This is a genomic window from Micromonospora sp. R77, assembly GCF_022747945.1.
Taxonomy (GTDB): Bacteria; Actinomycetota; Actinomycetes; order Mycobacteriales; family Micromonosporaceae; genus Micromonospora.
The window spans coordinates 2,563,880-2,581,610 of sequence record NZ_JALDST010000001.1 but is presented as its reverse complement, the minus strand read 5'-3'; the positions used below and the strand labels follow the sequence as shown (position 1 = coordinate 2,581,610).

At 67.7% G+C, this 17,731-nt stretch carries 10 protein-coding genes, 2 tRNA genes and 2 rRNA genes; 8 read left to right on the top strand and 6 right to left on the bottom strand.

The genetic code is table 11. From position 1 onward, the window contains the following. Positions 1-103: 103 nt before the first annotated feature. The gene (locus MRQ36_RS11910; RefSeq protein WP_242795021.1) at positions 104-823 is read right to left on the bottom strand and encodes a hypothetical protein; all 720 of its coding nucleotides are present in this window, start codon (positions 821-823) and stop codon (positions 104-106) included. A 718-nt stretch (positions 824-1,541) separates the two neighbouring features. Here MRQ36_RS11910 and MRQ36_RS11905 point away from each other — a divergent pair. From MRQ36_RS11905 to MRQ36_RS11895, 3 genes are all read left to right on the top strand, one after another. Continuing rightward, a tRNA-Ser gene (locus MRQ36_RS11905) sits at positions 1,542-1,632 on the top strand. Between the two features lie 35 nt (positions 1,633-1,667). After that, positions 1,668-1,740: transfer RNA gene (locus MRQ36_RS11900), tRNA-Arg, on the top strand. Between the two features lie 165 nt (positions 1,741-1,905). Further along, a complete protein-coding gene (locus MRQ36_RS11895) occupies positions 1,906-2,187 on the top strand; it encodes an SCO0607 family lipoprotein (RefSeq protein WP_242795019.1) in 282 nt (93 codons plus the stop codon). Positions 2,188-2,285: 98 nt separating this feature from the next. Here the strand turns inward: MRQ36_RS11895 and MRQ36_RS11890 are convergent, their stop codons facing one another. Then, positions 2,286-4,982, bottom strand: a complete 2,697-nt coding sequence (locus MRQ36_RS11890) for an IPT/TIG domain-containing protein (RefSeq protein WP_242795017.1) — start codon at positions 4,980-4,982, stop codon at positions 2,286-2,288. Positions 4,983-5,392: 410 nt separating this feature from the next. Continuing rightward, positions 5,393-5,890, bottom strand: a complete 498-nt coding sequence (locus MRQ36_RS11885; protein ID WP_242795015.1) for a protealysin inhibitor emfourin — start codon at positions 5,888-5,890, stop codon at positions 5,393-5,395. 229 nt (positions 5,891-6,119) lie between these two features. On the opposite strand from MRQ36_RS11885, the gene MRQ36_RS11880 reads away from it, so the two are divergent. Beyond that, positions 6,120-7,586, top strand: a complete 1,467-nt coding sequence (locus MRQ36_RS11880; RefSeq protein WP_242795013.1) for a M1 family metallopeptidase — start codon at positions 6,120-6,122, stop codon at positions 7,584-7,586. Between the two features lie 45 nt (positions 7,587-7,631). After that, positions 7,632-7,994, top strand: a complete 363-nt coding sequence (locus tag MRQ36_RS11875; protein ID WP_242795011.1) for a VOC family protein — start codon at positions 7,632-7,634, stop codon at positions 7,992-7,994. A gap of 7 nt (positions 7,995-8,001) precedes the next feature. Here MRQ36_RS11875 and argS read toward each other — a convergent pair whose 3' ends face one another. From argS to MRQ36_RS11860, 3 genes are all read right to left on the bottom strand, one after another. Beyond that, on the bottom strand, positions 8,002-9,720 hold the full coding sequence (argS, locus tag MRQ36_RS11870; protein WP_242795003.1) for an arginine--tRNA ligase: 1,719 nt from the start codon (positions 9,718-9,720) through the stop codon (positions 8,002-8,004). A 282-nt stretch (positions 9,721-10,002) separates the two neighbouring features. Beyond that, complete coding sequence (trpS, locus tag MRQ36_RS11865; protein ID WP_242795001.1) at positions 10,003-11,061, bottom strand: tryptophan--tRNA ligase; 1,059 nt, start codon at positions 11,059-11,061, stop codon at positions 10,003-10,005. 89 nt (positions 11,062-11,150) lie between these two features. Continuing rightward, the gene (locus MRQ36_RS11860; RefSeq protein WP_242794999.1) at positions 11,151-11,318 is read right to left on the bottom strand and encodes a hypothetical protein; all 168 of its coding nucleotides are present in this window, start codon (positions 11,316-11,318) and stop codon (positions 11,151-11,153) included. A 230-nt stretch (positions 11,319-11,548) separates the two neighbouring features. Between MRQ36_RS11860 and MRQ36_RS11855 the strand changes: the two genes are divergently transcribed. From MRQ36_RS11855 to MRQ36_RS11845, 3 genes are all read left to right on the top strand, one after another. Next, positions 11,549-11,812 (top strand): SCO4848 family membrane protein, encoded by a 264-nt coding sequence (locus MRQ36_RS11855; protein ID WP_242794997.1) that lies wholly within the window; start codon positions 11,549-11,551, stop codon positions 11,810-11,812. A gap of 864 nt (positions 11,813-12,676) precedes the next feature. Further along, positions 12,677-14,191: ribosomal RNA gene (locus MRQ36_RS11850) — 16S ribosomal RNA — on the top strand. 385 nt (positions 14,192-14,576) lie between these two features. Continuing rightward, positions 14,577-17,687, top strand: a 23S ribosomal RNA gene (locus MRQ36_RS11845). Together the 16S and 23S rRNA genes form the textbook arrangement of a ribosomal RNA operon. Positions 17,688-17,731 lie beyond the last annotated feature (44 nt).

The window sequence follows — 17,731 nt, the reverse complement described above, 5'->3', positions numbered from 1 at the left end:
GGCCGCCTCGGCCGCCCGTGGCCACGGCTGCTCCCCGGCCCGTCCGCCGCCCGCGCCGCGTCCAGCGCCGCCCGGGCGCTGTCGGCGTCCGGGTGCACCTGGGTCAGCACCAGCAGCTCCACCGCGCGGTCCGGGTGGGCCGGGTCGCGCCCGTACGCCGCCGCCAGGTGCAGCACCAGGTTGGCCTGCGTCCACAGCACCGTCGCCAGCTCCGCCACCGGTGCGAACAGCCCGGCCGCCGCGGACACCGCCGCGCCGGTGCCGGCCAGCCGGACGAACCGCCGGGCCGCCAGCCGGGCCAGCCGTCGGCGTCCGCATCGGGGTACGCCTCGCGCAGCCGCTCGGCCCACTCCCGCGCGCGCGGCCCGAGCGTCTCGACCGCGGCCAGGGCCAGCAGCTCCGGGGCGAACCCCGGGTGCTCCAGCATCCGCGCCCGCACCGCCCGCAGCTCCACCCCGGGGGTACGCGACACCGACTGTTCGACCAGGTCGGGCGGGGTCGGGGTGACGACGCCGGCCGTCCCGGTGCCCGGACCCGTCCGGGCGGTGCCGTCGGTCCTCGCGGTGCCGGCCTTCGTCGCGGCGCTGCCGGTCTTCTCGGCGGTGCTACCGGCCTTCGTCATGGCGCTGCCGGTCTTCTCGGCGGTGCTGCCGGCCTTCGTCGTGGTGCTGCCGGTCGACTTCGCGGCGGTGGTGGTCTTCCTGGGGGTGCTGGCGGTCTTCTTCGCGGTGGTGCCGCGCGGGTTCGACTTCCGGGGCGTCGACGGCCCGGTCGCCGGCAGTGGCTCCGCCGTGGCGGACGCCGCCGGGCCGATCGCCGTCACCGGATCTGTGGGAGTGGACGAGCCGACCGGTCCGGTCGGTTCCGTGGCCCCCGTCCCCGGTGCCGTGGCCCCCGTCTTCGGATCGATGTGTGGCAGATCACTGACTGGTGCCGTCGGCTCTGCGACCGGTCGGTCGGCCCGCTTCCGTGCGTCCGGGGTCGCCTTCTTCGGCGTGACCCGGCGCGCGGGCCTCCGCGCCTCGTCGGCGGCCGGCTCGCTGACCGCCTCCGGTACCGGGCCGGCCGGTCGCTCCGGCTCGCTGACCGCCGCTGGGCCGGGCGACCCGGGGCGCGGGCTCTGCGTACCCCTGTCGTCGCCGGTCGGCCCGGCAGCTGCCGGCGTGCGTCGGGGCCGGGGCGTGGCGGCGGCCTCCTCCCGCTCGGGAGGCTGGAAGAGCACGGCCGGCGCGGGCCTCGCCCGTCGGGCCGGCGACGTCCCCGGCTCCGCCGTCTCGGGCTGCCGGGCCGGCGGTACGGCAGCTTCGGGGCTGGTAGGCGGGGTGAAGGTGGCCTTCGGGGAGCGGCTCCGCCGGGCCTTGCCGGTGGGCTCGCGGCGGGGCGGGTCGCTCGGCGGCTGCTCCTGCATATCGATGGAGCGTAGTCCCGACAGTGACCTCGCACACCTCGGAAACGCAGGGCTGGGCGCGGCGTCGATAGCCGCTTTGCCCCCGATGGGTGGGGACCTGTATTCTCGGGCGCGGTGGTCTCCGGATCACCAGGGAGACTTCGCCTAGTCTGGTCTATGGCGCCGCACTGCTAATGCGGTTGGGGTCTTAAAGCCCCTCCCGGGTTCGAATCCCGGAGTCTCCGCGCGAAAGCCGGTGTGTAGACTGGCCGAGCAGCAAGCGCCCGTAGCTCAATGGATAGAGCATCTGACTACGGATCAGAAGGTTAGGGGTTCGAGTCCCTTCGGGCGCACAGCAGGTGAGGGGCCGTTCCGGGAAGCCGGGACGGCCCCTTTTCCGTGCGGTACAGCAGCGGTCATGGCTTCCTCCGGCTCAGTGCGACGGATGGCCGGAGCGGTGCCCGGATTGAGTACACGTGCGGATGGCAGGCGTGGCCGGGGCGACCAGAATTCTCCCCATGCGAACGCGAATCATGATCGTCCTGGCCGTGGCCGGCCTGGGTGGGCTGATGGCCACCACCGGGTGCTCGTTCCAGGAGAGCATCTGCGCCGGTGGTGAGTATCCGGCCATCGCGGTGGGCGCGCAGGGCGGCAGCGCCTGCTTCCCGGACGGGCAGGAGCCGACCCCGCCGTACGTCCGCTATCCGGAGGGCAAGGTCCCGAAGCACGTCGACGACGAGTGGGACGTCTACTGGCGCAGCCACGGCATCGACGAGAACAACAACATCATCGAGACCTGAGCCCTCGTCGGTGGATCGTTGCCCGGACCGGGCCGGTACGCCCTCTCGCCGCCCCGTGGGTCGGATCGGCGAGGTGGCGCACCGGCCGGTCTGTCGTGCTATGCGCGGACGGTCACCGCTGTGCTGGTGGCGCGGCCGGCGGTGTGGCCCGCCTTCCCGGCGATCACGGTCACGGTGACCGCCTTGCCGCGCATCGCGGCCGTCAGCTTCAGCGTCTTCGTCGTCGTGCCGGACAGCACCCCGCCCACCCGCCACTCGTAGCGGTACCAGTCGGCGGCCGGCGTCCAGGTGCCGGTGGTCGCCTGCACGGTCTGGCCGACCCGTGCCGTACCGGTGATGGTCGGCTTCACCGTGGCCCGCAGCGCCGCGCCCTTGACGACCGGCGCGGTGGCCTTCGACGTCGCCTGCCCCGCCGAGTAGCCGGGCTTGGTCGCGGTGACCGTCACGGTCAGCCGCTTGCCCAGCAGGGACGCCGGGATCAGGTAGGTCGACCCGGTCGCCCCGCTGATCGCGGTGCCGTCGGCCGCCCACCGGTAGGTGTACGCCGTGGCGGCCGGACTCCACTGCCCGGTCGAGGCGCGGACGGTCGCCCCCACCGCCACCGTGCCGGTGATGGTCGGCGCGGTCACCGACCGGATGGCCGGTGCAGAGGTGATCGAGAACGCGCCGGCGAGCGACACCGCGTCGCTCCAGTCGTTGGGCCGTACCGAGACGGACGCCTTGCCCGCGGCGGCGGATGTCAGGTCCACCTCGGCGGTGAGGGTCCGGTGGTCGGCGGAGACGCTCTGCACCGTCGCGGTCAGCGTCGCGCCGCCCGTCGGAGTGACCGTGACCTGGTCCTCCTGGTGAAATCCGGTACCGGTGACGGTGATCGTGCGTACGCCGCCGGCGACGACCGAGGTCGGCGACACGGACGTCACGGTGAGCGGGTCGGGTGCCACGTAGAAGGAGTAGGAGGTCTGCAACGACTGGACGCCGTCCGCCGTCAGGCTCTTCACGTAGAGCGTGTGGTAGCCGGAGTCCGGCGGCGTCCAGGTGATCGTCGCTGTGCCGTCCGCCGCCGCCGCGACGGTTTCCTCCACGCCGCCCACCTGGTACGTGTACTTCACCGCGCCGGGCTGCCGCGGCTTGAAGGTGAAGGTGCCCGGCGCGATTTTGCCGGAGCCCGACGAGGGGAAGTCGGTGGAGACGACCACCGGGGAGTCGGTGACCGACCAGGAGGTGCCACCCTCGCCCGTCCGCACGCCGGCCGCGTTCCGGGCGACCACGGTGACGTAGGTGTAGCCGCGCTTGGTGAGGGTGTACCGGAAGGTCACCGTTCCGTCGGCTGCGGCCGGCAGTACCTGCCGGGTGGCGGGGTCGCGGTTGAGGAGCACCTCGTACTCCGCGACGTTCGCCATCTCGGTGCGCGCGGTGAAGGTGGCCGTCGACCCGAGCACGTCGCCGCCGCTGCGGGTCACGTACGGGCTGGCGTCCTGGACCGAGATGGCGATGAACCGGGGCTCGGACAGGGTGCCGTCGGCGCTGCGGCTCTGCACGAGAAGCGCCCGCGTGTTCATGTTCTCGTTGGTGGCGGTCCAGGTCAGGTCCGCGGTGCCGTCCGCGCCGGCCGGCAGGACGGTCTTCTGGTCGGACTCGTTCCCGTTGTAGTCGCGTTGCCAGTAGAGGTAGGACTCGACGTCGGGCATGCGCGGAGCGAGGTGGAACCGGAGGGACGACCCGATGATGACGCTCCGGTCGACGTCGCCGGTGACCCGGGGCGCGTTGTCGACGACGAACGTGTAGGCCCGCTCCGGGTGCGTCGTGCCGTCGCTGGTGACGCTGCGTACGTACATGGTCTGCCGGCCGGCCCGGGTCGGGGCGACCATCGCCACGGCCCTGCCGTCGGCGTCGGCCGCGACCGAGCCGGACGGGCCGTCGCCGTCGATGCGCCAGGCGAACGACTTCGTGCCCGGGACGTTGGCGGTGAACTCGAACGCTCCGGGTACGCCGATGCCGTAGTCCAGGTTGGTGCTCCAGTCCGGATAGGCGGCGGAGAAGACGGAGGGCCGCGTCTCCCGTACCCAGAATTCGTAGACCGCCTGGTCGGACCAGTTCCCGGCGCGGTCGACGGCGTACACGGTCACCGAGTGGTAGCCGGCGCCGTTCGGCGTCCAGGTGACGGTCGCCGGGTCACCGAGGTTCGTCGCCGGCACCGTCGAGTAGTCGTCGTCGCCACCGGTCTCCCCGGAATAGAACCGGTAGCGGTAGCTCACGGTGTCGTCGGAGGCCGAGGTGAAGACGAAGTCCCCGGGGGCACCCACCTCACCGCCGGCGTTGTCCCAACTCCCGGACGGGTACTTCGTCGAGGCGACGGCCGGTGCCGCACCGCCGGTGCGGTCGAGCGTGAAGTAGCAGGTGTCGCTCCACGGCGACGTCACCGCACCGTCGAGGACGCGGACCCGCCATGCGTACGTGACGCCGTCGAGCTGGCGGGCGGGGTCCTCAAGCTGGATGTAGACCCGGTTGTTGCGCTGGTCGACCCCGTCGCGCCACTGCTGCGGCTCATCCGGCCTGGTGACGTCCCACACCTGGAAGTCGGCCTGCGGGTCGGTGCTCTGGGGCGCCTGGGTCCAGGTGCCCTGGAGCACCACGGCGTGGGCGTCGTTGAGACGGTCCGGGCTCAGGTAGGGCCCGGGTGCCTGTGCGGCGCACGCCTGGCCGGCGGTGGTGAGTTCGGTCGGCCCGCCGACATCGGCCGCGGCCGGGTTGGCGTTCGCGCCGACCACCGTCCCGCAGCCGATGACAAGGGCCATGGCAGTTGACAAAAAGCGCCGAGAAGCGCGCGCGTGGGCACGCAAGCTGGTCCTCCCCGTGATGATGGCGGGCAACATGCCGAGCGCCCGCGCAGGGAAGGATCGCACGAGCGGCAGACATCGACGAGACCGTCAGCTCCGATCAGGACGGTCGGACGGCACGGATGGCCGACCGGCCGTCGACGGCCGCCAGCCGTCCGGACCCGCCGACTGCTTGCCGCCGGTCTGCTCATCCGGCCCGCGGTACTGCTCCTGGTACTGGTTGCCGCTCAACGTCTGGTCCTCTCCGGTGCCGCCCGGTGTGCTGGGCGGCACCCGGCAGGGCCTGAGAGGAACGCCGCGAAAGGAACCTTTGTCCGGATGTGCTGGCCGGCCCGCAGGTGCGGGCCGGCCAACAGGTGGTCCGGGGTTCAGCCGATGGTGGCGGCGGCCAGGTCGTTGGTGATCTGCACGGTGGTGTCGATCACCTGCCACAGCACGGCCGGCGCCTCGGCGCCGTCCATGGTGGTCACGGTCTTCGTGGCGCCGTTCGAGTACGACACGGTCACCGTGTAGACGTACCGGTCGGCACCATTCGAGCTGGGCAGGTACGACGGTGCGAGAGTGCGGAATTCCCGTCCGTTCACGGTGTAGATCAGATCCGTGGTGGCGGCGTGAACGGTGTTGGAAGCAACCGTGAACTCCGTGGTGAGACCGGCGAATCCGCCGGTGCGGGTGACGGTGACCTGCTCGGCGGTGCTCCGGGCGGCCTGGGCCGGTCCGGCGATCGCCAGGAACCCGCCGCCGACGCCGATGAGCAGCGCAAACGCCGTGATGGCCCGTCCGATGACGCGCAGCATGGCAGACATGGCTGAACCCCTTTCCTTGTGGGAATGGCGGAACGTGGGGCAATGCGTGACGGCGGTCACCGATTCCGCTCAAGCCCTGTGATTTGTGTCTCGGGCTCGCCTCACGTTCCTGTTGTCGAATCCTTTCTAGCATCCGTCCAAACGGGATTCCAATGGGCCGTTGGTCCTGTGAGGACAGTATCAACGGTGCAGTTTGTTTCGATTGTTTCCGGCGTTTGATAATTGCGACCGGGGACGGGTGGTCACGCCGTGCCCCCACGGTGCACCGTGGCTCCCGTACGGTGCGCTGATGCGCCGCCCCGTACTCCTGACCCTGCTGCTGCTGCCGCCGCTGCTCGTGGCCGGCTGCACCTCCACCGCGAAGGCCCCGGCGACCGGCACCCCCGCCGCCTCGGCCAGCCCGAGCACCCCGGCTGTCGACTACACGGCCTGGCAGGCCGGAAAGTCGACCCCGGTCGCCGACCCGGTGTATCCGGCCCGTGGCACGGCCGCGCTCGACGTGCTGCACTACGGCCTTGCGCTGGACTGGGCACCGCCCACGAAGACCCTCACCGGCACCGCCACACTGCGGATCCGCCCCACGAAGGACGCACCGAACCTGGTCCTCGACTTCATGCCCTACCAGGTGGACGCGGTGACCCTGGACGGCACGACGGTCACCGGCGCGGTGGCGAAGGAGAAGCTGACCGTCGCCGCCCCGGTCACCGCCGACAAGCCGGTCACCCTGGTGGTGAAGTACCACGGCAGCCCGAGGACCACCCCGATGCCCTCGCACCGCAGCGACGTGGAGCCGCTCGGGCTCACCGTGACCAAGGAGGGCGGCCTCTGGACGATGCAGGAGCCGTTCGGGGCGTTCACCTGGTACCCGGCCAACGACATGCCGTCGGACGAGGCGCTCTACGACATCGAGGTGACCGTCCCGACGGGCTGGTCCGCGATCGCCAGCGGCACCCCCGAGCCGCCGTCCGGCACCACCTTCACCTACCGCAGCACCGACCCGGTGGCGACGTACCTGACCACTCTCGCGGTCGGGAAGTACCAGAAGCTGACCGCGACCGGGCCGCACGGCATCCCGCTCACCTACTGGTACCGCAAGGGCGCCGACGACAAGCTGCTGCCGTACCTGAAGAAGTCGCCGCAGTACCTCGCATGGCTGGAGAAGCGGTTCGGGCCGTACCCGTTCCCCTCCGGCGGGATCGTGCTGGTGGACTCCGAGTCCGGCATGGAGACCCAGCAGATGATCACGATGGGCCGGAAGATCGAGGACAGCAAGGCCCGGCGCGACCGCTGGGGCACCGACCTGCTGCACGAGTACGCCCACCAGTGGTTCGGGGACTCGGTCACGCCGACCACCTGGAACGACCTCTGGCTCAACGAGGGCTTCGCCACCTACGCCCAGGACCTCTACACCCAGGAGACCCTGAAGCTCAGCGACGCGAGCCTTGACCGTTACCTGCGCCAGGCCGACGCCAAGCTGCGGGCGAAGCTCGGGCCGCCCGGCAGACCGAACCCGAAGAACTTCGCCGAGGGCAATGTCTATCTCTGCCCCGAGGCGATGCTCCGCGAGATCCACAACCTGATCGGCGACAAGAAGTTCTTCGCGCTCGCGACCGCCTGGGTGCAGGAGCGGAAGAACACCCAGCAGGACCGGGCCGCCTTCATCGCCTTCGTCAACGAGCAGACCGGCCGGGACCTCACCAAACTGATCAACACCTGGCTGGACTCGAAGACCACCCCGAAGTCCGTCGTCAAGTGACCCGGGCGGGCAGCGCCGTGCCGTCGACCCCGCTACGGTCACGGCATGGCGCTGCACGCGCGCGTGGTGGCCGATGACTTCCCGGCGACCCTGCGCTTCTACACCGACCTGCTGGGCACCCCCGAACGGCTCGTGCCCGAGTTCGGGTACGCGAGCTTCGACCAGGGCGGCGAGACCGTGCTGGCGATCCTCGACCGGTCCGCGGCCGATGCCGTGCTGCCGGCCGGCCGGGGCGGCGGCGTACTGCTGGTCCTGCCGGTGCCCGACGTGGACACCATGATCGCCGGGTTGCCGGCCGGGTCGGTGGCGCTTCCGCCCGCCGACCGACCCGGTTGGGGCGTCCGCTCGGCCTACCTGCGCGACCCCGAGGGCAACCTCGTCGAGGTGCAGACCTGGACGGCCCGTTGACCGCCGGTCACAACCGTTCCGGCGTACGGATGCCGAGCAGGTGCAGGCCCTGCCGCAGCACCCGCGCGGTCAGGTCGGCCAGCACCAGCCGGCTGTCCCGGACCGGCTCGTCGGCGCGCAGCACCGGACACCGCTCGTAGAAGGCGCTGAACGCGGTGGCCAACCGGTGCAGGTAACCGGTCAGGTGGTGGAACTCCAGGCTCCGCTCCACTCCGGTCACCACCGCCGCGAAGCCGACCAGCTCGAACGCGAGGGCCCGCTCCGCCGGCCCGGTCAGGCTGACCGCCGCCGCGGGCGGGGACGTCAGGCCGGCCCGCCGGAAGATCGACCGGATCCGGGAGTACGCGTACTGCAGGTAGGGCGCGGTGTTCCCGTCCAGCGACAGCATCCGCTCCCAGTCCAGCACGTAGTCGCGGTGCCGGTCGTTGGAGAGGTCGGCGTACTTGACCGCGCCGATGCCGACCGCCCGACCCACCTCGGCCGCCTCCGCGTCGGTCAGCTCCGGGTTCCGCTCCCGGGTGAGCGCGGTCGCCCGGGCCACCGCCTCCTCCAGCAGCCGGACCAGCTTCACCGACTCGCCGGTCCGGCTGCGCAGCATCCGCCCGTCGGGCCCGAGGATCGAGCCGAACCCGACGTGCTCGGCGCGGGCCGGCGGCACCAGCCAACCGGCCTGCGCGGCGGCGGCGTACACCATCTGGAAGTGCCGCTGCTGCGGCAGGCCGACCAGATAGAGCAGCCGGGTCGCGTCCAGCGTCCCGGTGCGGTGCCGGACGGCGGCCAGGTCGGTGGCCGGGTAGCCGTACCCGCCGTCGGACTTGCGGACGATCAGCGGCAACGGCTCGCCGTCCCGGCCGACCGAGCCCGGCGGGAAGACGCAGGCCGCACCCTCGCTCTCCCGCAGCAGCCCGAGCCGGTCGAGGTCGTCCACCACCGGTCCGAGCAGGTCGTTGTAGCTGCTCTCGCCGCGGAAGTCCCGCTCGGTCAGGGTCACGTCGAGCAGGTCGTAGACGGTGAGGAAGTAGCGTTCCGACTGCTCCACCAGCAGCCGCCACAGCCGCCGGGTCCGCTCGTCGCCGCCCTGCAACGCCACCACCCGCAGCCGGGCCCGCTCCCGGAACGCCTCGTCGGCGTCGAACTTCGCCCGGGCCGCCTTGTAGAACGAGTCCAGGTCGCCCATCGACAGTTCCTGCGTCGCCTCGGCCTCACCCAGGTCGACCAGGTGCTCGATGAGCATCCCGAACGGGGTGCCCCAGTCGCCCAGGTGGTTGGCCCGGACCACCCGGTGCCCCCGCCACTCCAGCAGCCGGGCCACCGCGTCGCCGATCACCGTCGACCGCAGGTGCCCGACGTGCATCTCCTTCGCCACGTTCGGCGCCGAGTAGTCCACCACCACCGTCTCCGGCTCGGCGCTGACCGGCACGCCGAGCCGCGGGTCGGCGGCCAACGCCGACACCAGCCCGCCGAGGGTCCGGTCGGCGACGGTCAGGTTGATGAACCCCGGCCCGGACACCTCGGCCGAGGAGCACAGCTCGTCGAGCTCCGCGCGGGTCAGGACCTCCTCGGCGATCGCGCGCGGCGGCCGGCCCAACCGCCGGGCCAGCGCCAGCGCCGCGTCCGACTGGAAGTCCGCGCGCTGGGAGCGCCGGACCACCGGGTCGACCGGGCCGCCGGCCACCGCCGAGAACGCCGGCGCCAGCCGGTCGGTCAGCAACTTCTCCAGATCCATGGGTACGCCGATCTCGCTCGGATCCGCCGCTCGCGGATCTCCGGACGGGGAGTGCGGGGCGGACCGAGAGGCGATCGACGTCGACCGGCGGCTCGAGCCGCCGGTCGCAGGAGGGTGAACTCAGCGCAGGCGGTCGTGGGACCGCCGGCGTCGCGCACCGACCGACACGTCGCAGGACGTCGGTACGAAGGTGCGGAAGCTGGTCACGGGAGCAGCGTAACCGGCCGGCCCGGGGACGACGCAAGGCCGTTCCCGGGCCGGCCCGATGGCGTACGCGAAGAGTCAGGCCGGCGTGCCCACGGCCTTGCGGTAGCGCTCGGCCCTCCGCCGCACCTGGGTGTACGCGCTGGTCAGGCCCATCGCCCGGCGCACCTCGACCAGGGTCCGGCGGACCTGCTCGCGGGTCCGTTCGGTGCCTTCCACGATCAACTCGTCGACCAGCCCGGTGGTCGACGCGAACCGCTCCCGCCGCTCCCGGACCGGGTCGAGGAACCGGTTGAGCGCAGCCACCAGTTCCTCCTTCACCTCGACGTCACCGACCCGCCCGGCCCGGTACCGCTGCTTGAGCTCCTCGACCTTTCCCCGGTCGGGATTGAACACGTCGTGGTACGCGAAGACCGGGTTCCCCTCGACGGTGCCGGGCACGTCGGCGCGGACCCGGTTCGGGTCGGTGTACATGCCCATCACCTTGCGGCGGACGGTCGCCGGGTCGTCGGAGAGGGCGATGGCGTTGTCCCTGCTCTTGCTCATCTTCGCCGCCCCGTCGGTGCCGACCAGGGTGGGCGTCTCCGACATGATCAGCTCGGGCACCGGGAAGACGTCGCCGTAGAGGTGGTTGAAGCGCCGGGCGATCTCCCGGGTCACCTCGACGTGCGCGGCGTTGTCCTTCCCCACCGGCACGACCTGGCCCTTCACGCAGAGGATGTCGGCGGCCTGGAGGACGGGATAGCCGAGCAGCCCGTACGGCATCTCCTCCTTGCCGGAGTCCCGGGCCATCTCCTTCAGCGACGGGACCCGCTCCAGCCGGGGCACGGTGACCAGGTTCTGCAGGAGGGTGTTCAGGTCGCCGACCTCCGGGATCGCCGACTGGAGATAGAACGTCGCCCGGGCCGGGTCGACGCCGGCGGCGAGGACGTCGGTGACCATCTCGCGGGCGTTGGCGGAGACCTGCGCGATGTCCTCGCGGGTGTTCTTCGTGGTGAGCATGTGCAGGTCGGCGATGATGAAGAAGCTCTCGTAGCGCTGGTGCAGCCGCACCCGGTTGGCGATGCTGCCGACGTAGTGCCCGAGGTGCAGCCGCCCGGTGGGGCGGTCGCCGGTGAGCATCCGTGCTGCGGACATGGTGGTACGCCTTTCGTGCCGAGGAAACGGTGGAGGGCGCGCGGGCGCGCGGACCGACCCGGCGGTGCCGGATCAGTGGGGACGGCTCGTCAGAGCGCGAACCGCCATCGCCCGCCGGCGCGGAAGCGCAGCCCACCGGCACGGAGTACGTCCAGGATCTGCTCCCGGCCGTCGTCGGCGCGGACCGGGAGAACCGGCGCGGCAGCCACCGGGAGACCACCGCGGGTCTCCGTCGTGGGGATGCTCGGCCGGACCATGCCTGACACGGTAACCGCCGGGACGGCCTCCCGGCTGCCCCTCAGCCCCGGCGGTAGCTCTCCGGTCCGGTCGTACCGCGGGCCGGCGCGGACGGCGCCCGCCAGGTCCGGGGATCGAACGGCCGCACGACCACCTCCGGTACGTCGTCGACAGCGAAGCGGTGCCGGTGGCCGGATCCCGGAAGCGGCTCACCGGGCACGCGTCCGGTGCGCTGGCATACTGGTCAGCCATGGTGCTGTCGCGCGGCTGGTCGCTCTTCCTGGTCGGGGTCGGGGTCTGGACCTGGGTGATCTGGCCGAGGTTCGCGCTGGCCATCTGGAACGACCCGCGCGCCTGGTCCAGCGGCACCGTCGGCAGCGGTCCGGCCACCGCCTTCCTCTGGGTGCACGCGGTGCTGATCGCGGCGTCGCTGGCGATCGGCACCACCGTGGGAGTGCTGGGAGTCCGCGGCTTCCGGTCGGCGCGTCGCCGCGCTGTCCGGCGGGTCGACTGATCGCGGTCCGCTGTCCGCCGTGCTGCCTGCGGGTCGAACCATCGCCGGATTGCTGTCCGTGCCCGCCGTGCCGCCTGACGGGCCGACCGGGCGCGGCGCCCGGAGCGAGCTGATTGCCGGTGGTTCGTGCGGGCGTACCAGCTCGTCGGGTCCCCGGGCCGACTCACCGGCCTGGCGCGTGTGCCCCTGGCACCGCGCTGACCAGGCAAGATAGCCGGGCGGAAATGATGTGACCGGGGACGCTACCCGCGGATTTGACGATCAAACCCGCAGACGCGTAACTTTCTCTCTGCCAGCGCGGAACGGGGCAAACAGGATGAAGGTCCTGGAGCGCCGAACCGGACTGGCGCCGGGTCAGCCGGGAGTTCGCTCCCGAACGACACGGTCCGGGCGGGGCCCGACGGATCAGCCGCGAGGCGGATTTGGCGGAGCGGAGCCGACCGGGTAAGGTTTTCGACCGGCAGGGAAACGGACGAGCTCGCGGGAGACCGCAGGGCGGCCGTCCTGCCAAATCCGAGGATCAGGCGCAGTGGTTCGCTGCTGCGTGTGTTCAGCGGCGCTGAACCGTACGAAGCGTGACACACCGGGACACACCGGTTGACACGGGGAAGACGGTGAGGTAACGTAGTAAAAGTGCCCGGCGCGAGAGCGGCGGACGCGGACGGACGAAATGCCCCGGGTGTTGGGCTCCACGGTGTGGGGTTCGCGGCGGTGTGTGGTTGTTCTTTGAGAACTCAACAGGGTGCTTGATAAGCCAGTGCCAATTGTTTTATACCCCGCACTGGTCGGTCCTTTTCGGAGGTCTGGCTGGTGGGGATTCCTTTGGCAACACTTTTGTTGTCGGGACATTTTTTCAACAAGTTTTTGTTGGAGAGTTTGATCCTGGCTCAGGACGAACGCTGGCGGCGTGCTTAACACATGCAAGTCGAGCGGAAAGGCCCTTCGGGGTACTCGAGCGGCGAACGGGTGAGTAACACGTGAGCAACCTGCCCTAGGCTTTGGGATAACCCTCGGAAACGGGGGCTAATACCGAATACGACCTTTGGACGCATGTCTTTTGGTGGAAAGTTTTTCGGCCTGGGATGGGCTCGCGGCCTATCAGCTTGTTGGTGGGGTGATGGCCTACCAAGGCGACGACGGGTAGCCGGCCTGAGAGGGCGACCGGCCACACTGGGACTGAGACACGGCCCAGACTCCTACGGGAGGCAGCAGTGGGGAATATTGCACAATGGGCGGAAGCCTGATGCAGCGACGCCGCGTGAGGGATGACGGCCTTCGGGTTGTAAACCTCTTTCAGCAGGGACGAAGCGTAAGTGACGGTACCTGCAGAAGAAGCGCCGGCCAACTACGTGCCAGCAGCCGCGGTAAGACGTAGGGCGCGAGCGTTGTCCGGATTTATTGGGCGTAAAGAGCTCGTAGGCGGCTTGTCGCGTCGACTGTGAAAACCCGCGGCTCAACCGCGGGCCTGCAGTCGATACGGGCAGGCTAGAGTTCGGTAGGGGAGACTGGAATTCCTGGTGTAGCGGTGAAATGCGCAGATATCAGGAGGAACACCGGTGGCGAAGGCGGGTCTCTGGGCCGATACTGACGCTGAGGAGCGAAAGCGTGGGGAGCGAACAGGATTAGATACCCTGGTAGTCCACGCTGTAAACGTTGGGCGCTAGGTGTGGGGGGCCTCTCCGGTTCCCTGTGCCGCAGCTAACGCATTAAGCGCCCCGCCTGGGGAGTACGGCCGCAAGGCTAAAACTCAAAGGAATTGACGGGGGCCCGCACAAGCGGCGGAGCATGCGGATTAATTCGATGCAACGCGAAGAACCTTACCTGGGTTTGACATGGCCGCAAAACCTCCAGAGATGGGGGGTCCTTCGGGGGCGGTCACAGGTGGTGCATGGCTGTCGTCAGCTCGTGTCGTGAGATGTTGGGTTAAGTCCCGCAACGAGCGCAACCCTCGTTCGATGTTGCCAGCGCGTTATGGCGGGGACTCATCGAAGACTGCCGGGGTCAACTCGGAGGAAGGTGGGGATGACGTCAAGTCATCATGCCCCTTATGTCCAGGGCTTCACGCATGCTACAATGGCCGGTACAATGGGCTGCGATACCGTGAGGTGGAGCGAATCCCAAAAAGCCGGTCTCAGTTCGGATCGGGGTCTGCAACTCGACCCCGTGAAGTCGGAGTCGCTAGTAATCGCAGATCAGCAACGCTGCGGTGAATACGTTCCCGGGCCTTGTACACACCGCCCGTCACGTCACGAAAGTCGGCAACACCCGAAGCCGGTGGCCCAACCCTTGTGGAGGGAGCCGTCGAAGGTGGGGCTGGCGATTGGGACGAAGTCGTAACAAGGTAGCCGTACCGGAAGGTGCGGCTGGATCACCTCCTTTCTAAGGAGCACCATCCGTCGAAAGACGGCATGGAGCCCGCACCGTCCGAATGCGATGGTGGGGTGCTCGAATGGCGGAGACACTGGTCAGTCAGGCGCCGGCAACGGCCGGGACTTCCTAGTACAGCTGCTCTTCGGGGTGGTGGGAACGGGTTGGTCCTGGTGCGGCTGGTGACTGGCGTAGAGCACCCTGTTGGGTCCTGAAAGAACAACTTTTGGTTGTTTCTTTCGGAGACTGCTGCGGAGCCCGATGGTGGGTTTCGGGAGTCTGCCAGGCATGGCCTGGTTTCTCATACCGCCGGCGGTGACGTCGGGCTGGTGGGAGACTGTCGGGTTGTGGGTTGGTCGTTTGTTGAGAATTGCACAGTGGACGCGAGCATCTTTGTGGTCAAGTTGTCAAGGGCGAACGGTGGATGCCTTGGCACCAGGAGCCGATGAAGGACGTGGGAGGCCGCGATAGGCCTGGGGGAGCTGTCAACCAAGCTGTGATCCCAGGGTGTCCGAATGGGGGAACCCGGCACCAGTCATGTGGTGTCACCTGCACCTGAACACATAGGGTGTATGGGGGGAACGCGGGGAAGTGAAACATCTCAGTACCCGTAGGAAGAGAAAACAAATAGTGATTCCGTGAGTAGTGGCGAGCGAAAGCGGATTGAGGCTAAACCGGCTGCGTGTGATACCTGTCAGGGGTTGCGTGGTCGGGGTTGTGGGACCCTGCGAAACGAGCTGACACTCGTTTGAGGAGTTACAAAGTCAGTGGCTAGCGGAACAGTCTGGAATGGCTGACCGTAGACGGTGAGAGTCCGGTACGTGAAAGTTGCTGATCTTCTGTGGGTGTTCCCGAGTAGCGGCGGACCCCTGAAATCTGCCGTGAATCTGCCAGGACCACCTGGTAAGCCTAAATACTTCCTGGTGACCGATAGCGGACGAGTACCGTGAGGGAATGGTGAAAAGTACCCCGGGAGGGGAGTGAAATAGTACCTGAAACCGTTCGCCTACAATCCGTCGGAGCCTTGCGGGGTGACGGCGTGCCTTTTGAAGAATGAGCCTGCGAGTTAGTGGCATGTGGCGAGGTTAACCCGTGTGGGGGAGCCGTAGCGAAAGCGAGTCTGAATAGGGCGCTCTGTAGTCGCATGCTCTAGACCCGAAGCGGAGTGATCTAGCCATGGGCAGGCTGAAGCGCGGGTAAGACCGCGTGGAGGGCCGAACCCACCAACGTTGAAAAGTTGGGGGATGACCTGTGGTTAGGGGTGAAAGGCCAATCAAACTCCGTGATAGCTGGTTCTCCCCGAAATGCATTTAGGTGCAGCGTCGCGTGTTTCTTGCCGGAGGTAGAGCACTGGATGGTCTAGGGGGCCCACAAGCTTACCGAAATCAGCCAAACTCCGAATGCCGGTAAGTGAGAGCGCGGCAGTGAGACTGCGGGGGATAAGCTTCGTAGTCGAGAGGGAAACAGCCCAGATCACCAGCTAAGGCCCCTAAGCGTGTGCTAAGTGGAAAAGGATGTGGGGTCGCATAGACAACCAGGAGGTTGGCTTAGAAGCAGCCACCCTTTAAAGAGTGCGTAATAGCTCACTGGTCAAGTGGTTCCGCGCCGACAATGTAGCGGGGCTCAAGCACACCGCCGAAGCTGTGGCATTCACATTTCAACCTCGCGGCGCCTTGATGTGCCGTGCAGGTGTGTGGATGGGTAGGGGAGCGTCGTGCCGGGGGTGAAGCAACGGGGTGACCTAGTTGTGGACGCGGCACGAGTGAGAATGCAGGCATGAGTAGCGAAAGAAGGGTGAGAAACCCTTCCGCCGGATGACCAAGGGTTCCAGGGCCAGGCTAATCCGCCCTGGGTGAGTCGGGACCTAAGGCGAGGCCGAGAGGCGTAGTCGATGGACAACGGGTTGATATTCCCGTACCCGCGAAAGAGCGTCCCTGATGAACCTCGTTGTGCTAACCACCCGAACCGCCGGCGGTCTTCGGACCAAAGGTGGGGAGCGTGGGAACCTGGCGGGTAGTAGTCAAGCGATGGGGTGACGCAGGAAGGTAGCTGAGCCCGGCCGGTGGTTGTGCCGGGGTAAGCGTGTAGGCCGTACCGTAGGCAAATCCGCGGTGCATGTAGGCTGAGACGTGATGCCGAGCCGATTCAGGTGAAGTCAGTGATCCTATGCTGCCGAGAAAAGCCTCTAGCGAGTTCTTAGCGGCCCGTACCCCAAACCGACACAGGTGGTCAGGTAGAGAATACCGAGGCGATCGGGCGAACTGTGGTTAAGGAACTCGGCAAATTGCCCCCGTAACTTAGGGAGAAGGGGGGCCGGAGACGTGAAGCCCCGCGCGGGTGGAGCGTTGTATGGCCGCAGAGAGCAGGGGGAAGCGACTGTTTACTAAAAACACAGGTCCATGCGAAGAAGTAATTCGATGTATATGGACTGACGCCTGCCCGGTGCTGGAACGTTAAGGGGACCTGTTAGCTCTCACGAGCGAAGCGGAGAACTTAAGCGCCAGTAAACGGCGGTGGTAACTATAACCATCCTAAGGTAGCGAAATTCCTTGTCGGGTAAGTTCCGACCTGCACGAATGGCGTAACGACTTCCCCACTGTCTCAACCACAGGCCCGGCGAAATTGCATTACGAGTAAAGATGCTCGTTACGCGCGGCAGGACGGAAAGACCCCGGGACCTTTACTATAGCTTGACATTGGTATCCGAATTAGCTTGTGTAGGATAGGTGGGAGCCGGTGAAGTCCATACGCCAGTATGGGTGGAGGCAATCTTGAAATACCACTCTGGTTGATTTGGGTATCTAACTTCGGACCGTTATCCGGTTCAGGGACAGTGTCTGGTGGGTAGTTTAACTGGGGCGGTTGCCTCCTAAAGGGTAACGGAGGCGCCCAAAGGTTCCCTCAGCCTGGTTGGCAATCAGGTGTTGAGTGCAAGTACACAAGGGAGCTTGACTGTGAGACTGACAGGTCGAGCAGGGACGAAAGTCGGGACTAGTGATCCGGCACTTGCGAGTGGAAGCGGTGTCGCTCAACGGATAAAAGGTACCCCGGGGATAACAGGCTGATCTTCCCCAAGAGTCCATATCGACGGGATGGTTTGGCACCTCGATGTCGGCTCGTCGCATCCTGGGGCTGTAGCAGGTCCCAAGGGTTGGGCTGTTCGCCCATTAAAGCGGTACGCGAGCTGGGTTTAGAACGTCGTGAGACAGTTCGGTCCCTATCCGCCGTGCGCGTAGGATACTTGAGAAGGGCTGTCCCTAGTACGAGAGGACCGGGACGGACGAACCTCTGGTGTGCCAGTTGTCCCGCCAGGGGCACGGCTGGTTAGCTACGTTCGGAAGGGATAACCGCTGAAAGCATCTAAGCGGGAAGCTCGCTTCAAGATGAGGTATCCCACCCACTTTGGTGGGGTAAGGCCCCCAGCTAGACGACTGGGTTGATAGGCCGGAAATGTAAGCCCGGTAACGGGTTCAGTTGACCGGTACTAATAGGCCGAGGACTTGACTACGAAGCTGCTACGCGTCCACTGTGCAACTCTGAACAAGCGAACAC

What these genes read in the sequence shown, in the direction of transcription:
- MRQ36_RS11895 (WP_242795019.1), top strand. Translation starts at nt 1,906, where the DNA reads ATGCGAACGCGAATCATGATCGTCCTGGCCGTGGCCGGCCTGGGTGGG.
- MRQ36_RS11890 (WP_242795017.1), bottom strand. Translation starts at nt 4,982, where the DNA reads ATGGCCCTTGTCATCGGCTGCGGGACGGTGGTCGGCGCGAACGCCAAC.
- MRQ36_RS11880 (WP_242795013.1), top strand. Translation starts at nt 6,120, where the DNA reads ATGCGCCGCCCCGTACTCCTGACCCTGCTGCTGCTGCCGCCGCTGCTC.
- MRQ36_RS11875 (WP_242795011.1), top strand. Translation starts at nt 7,632, where the DNA reads ATGGCGCTGCACGCGCGCGTGGTGGCCGATGACTTCCCGGCGACCCTG.
- argS (WP_242795003.1), bottom strand. Translation starts at nt 9,720, where the DNA reads ATGGATCTGGAGAAGTTGCTGACCGACCGGCTGGCGCCGGCGTTCTCG.
- trpS (WP_242795001.1), bottom strand. Translation starts at nt 11,061, where the DNA reads ATGTCCGCAGCACGGATGCTCACCGGCGACCGCCCCACCGGGCGGCTG.
- MRQ36_RS11860 (WP_242794999.1), bottom strand. Translation starts at nt 11,318, where the DNA reads ATGGTCCGGCCGAGCATCCCCACGACGGAGACCCGCGGTGGTCTCCCG.
- MRQ36_RS11855 (WP_242794997.1), top strand. Translation starts at nt 11,549, where the DNA reads ATGGTGCTGTCGCGCGGCTGGTCGCTCTTCCTGGTCGGGGTCGGGGTC.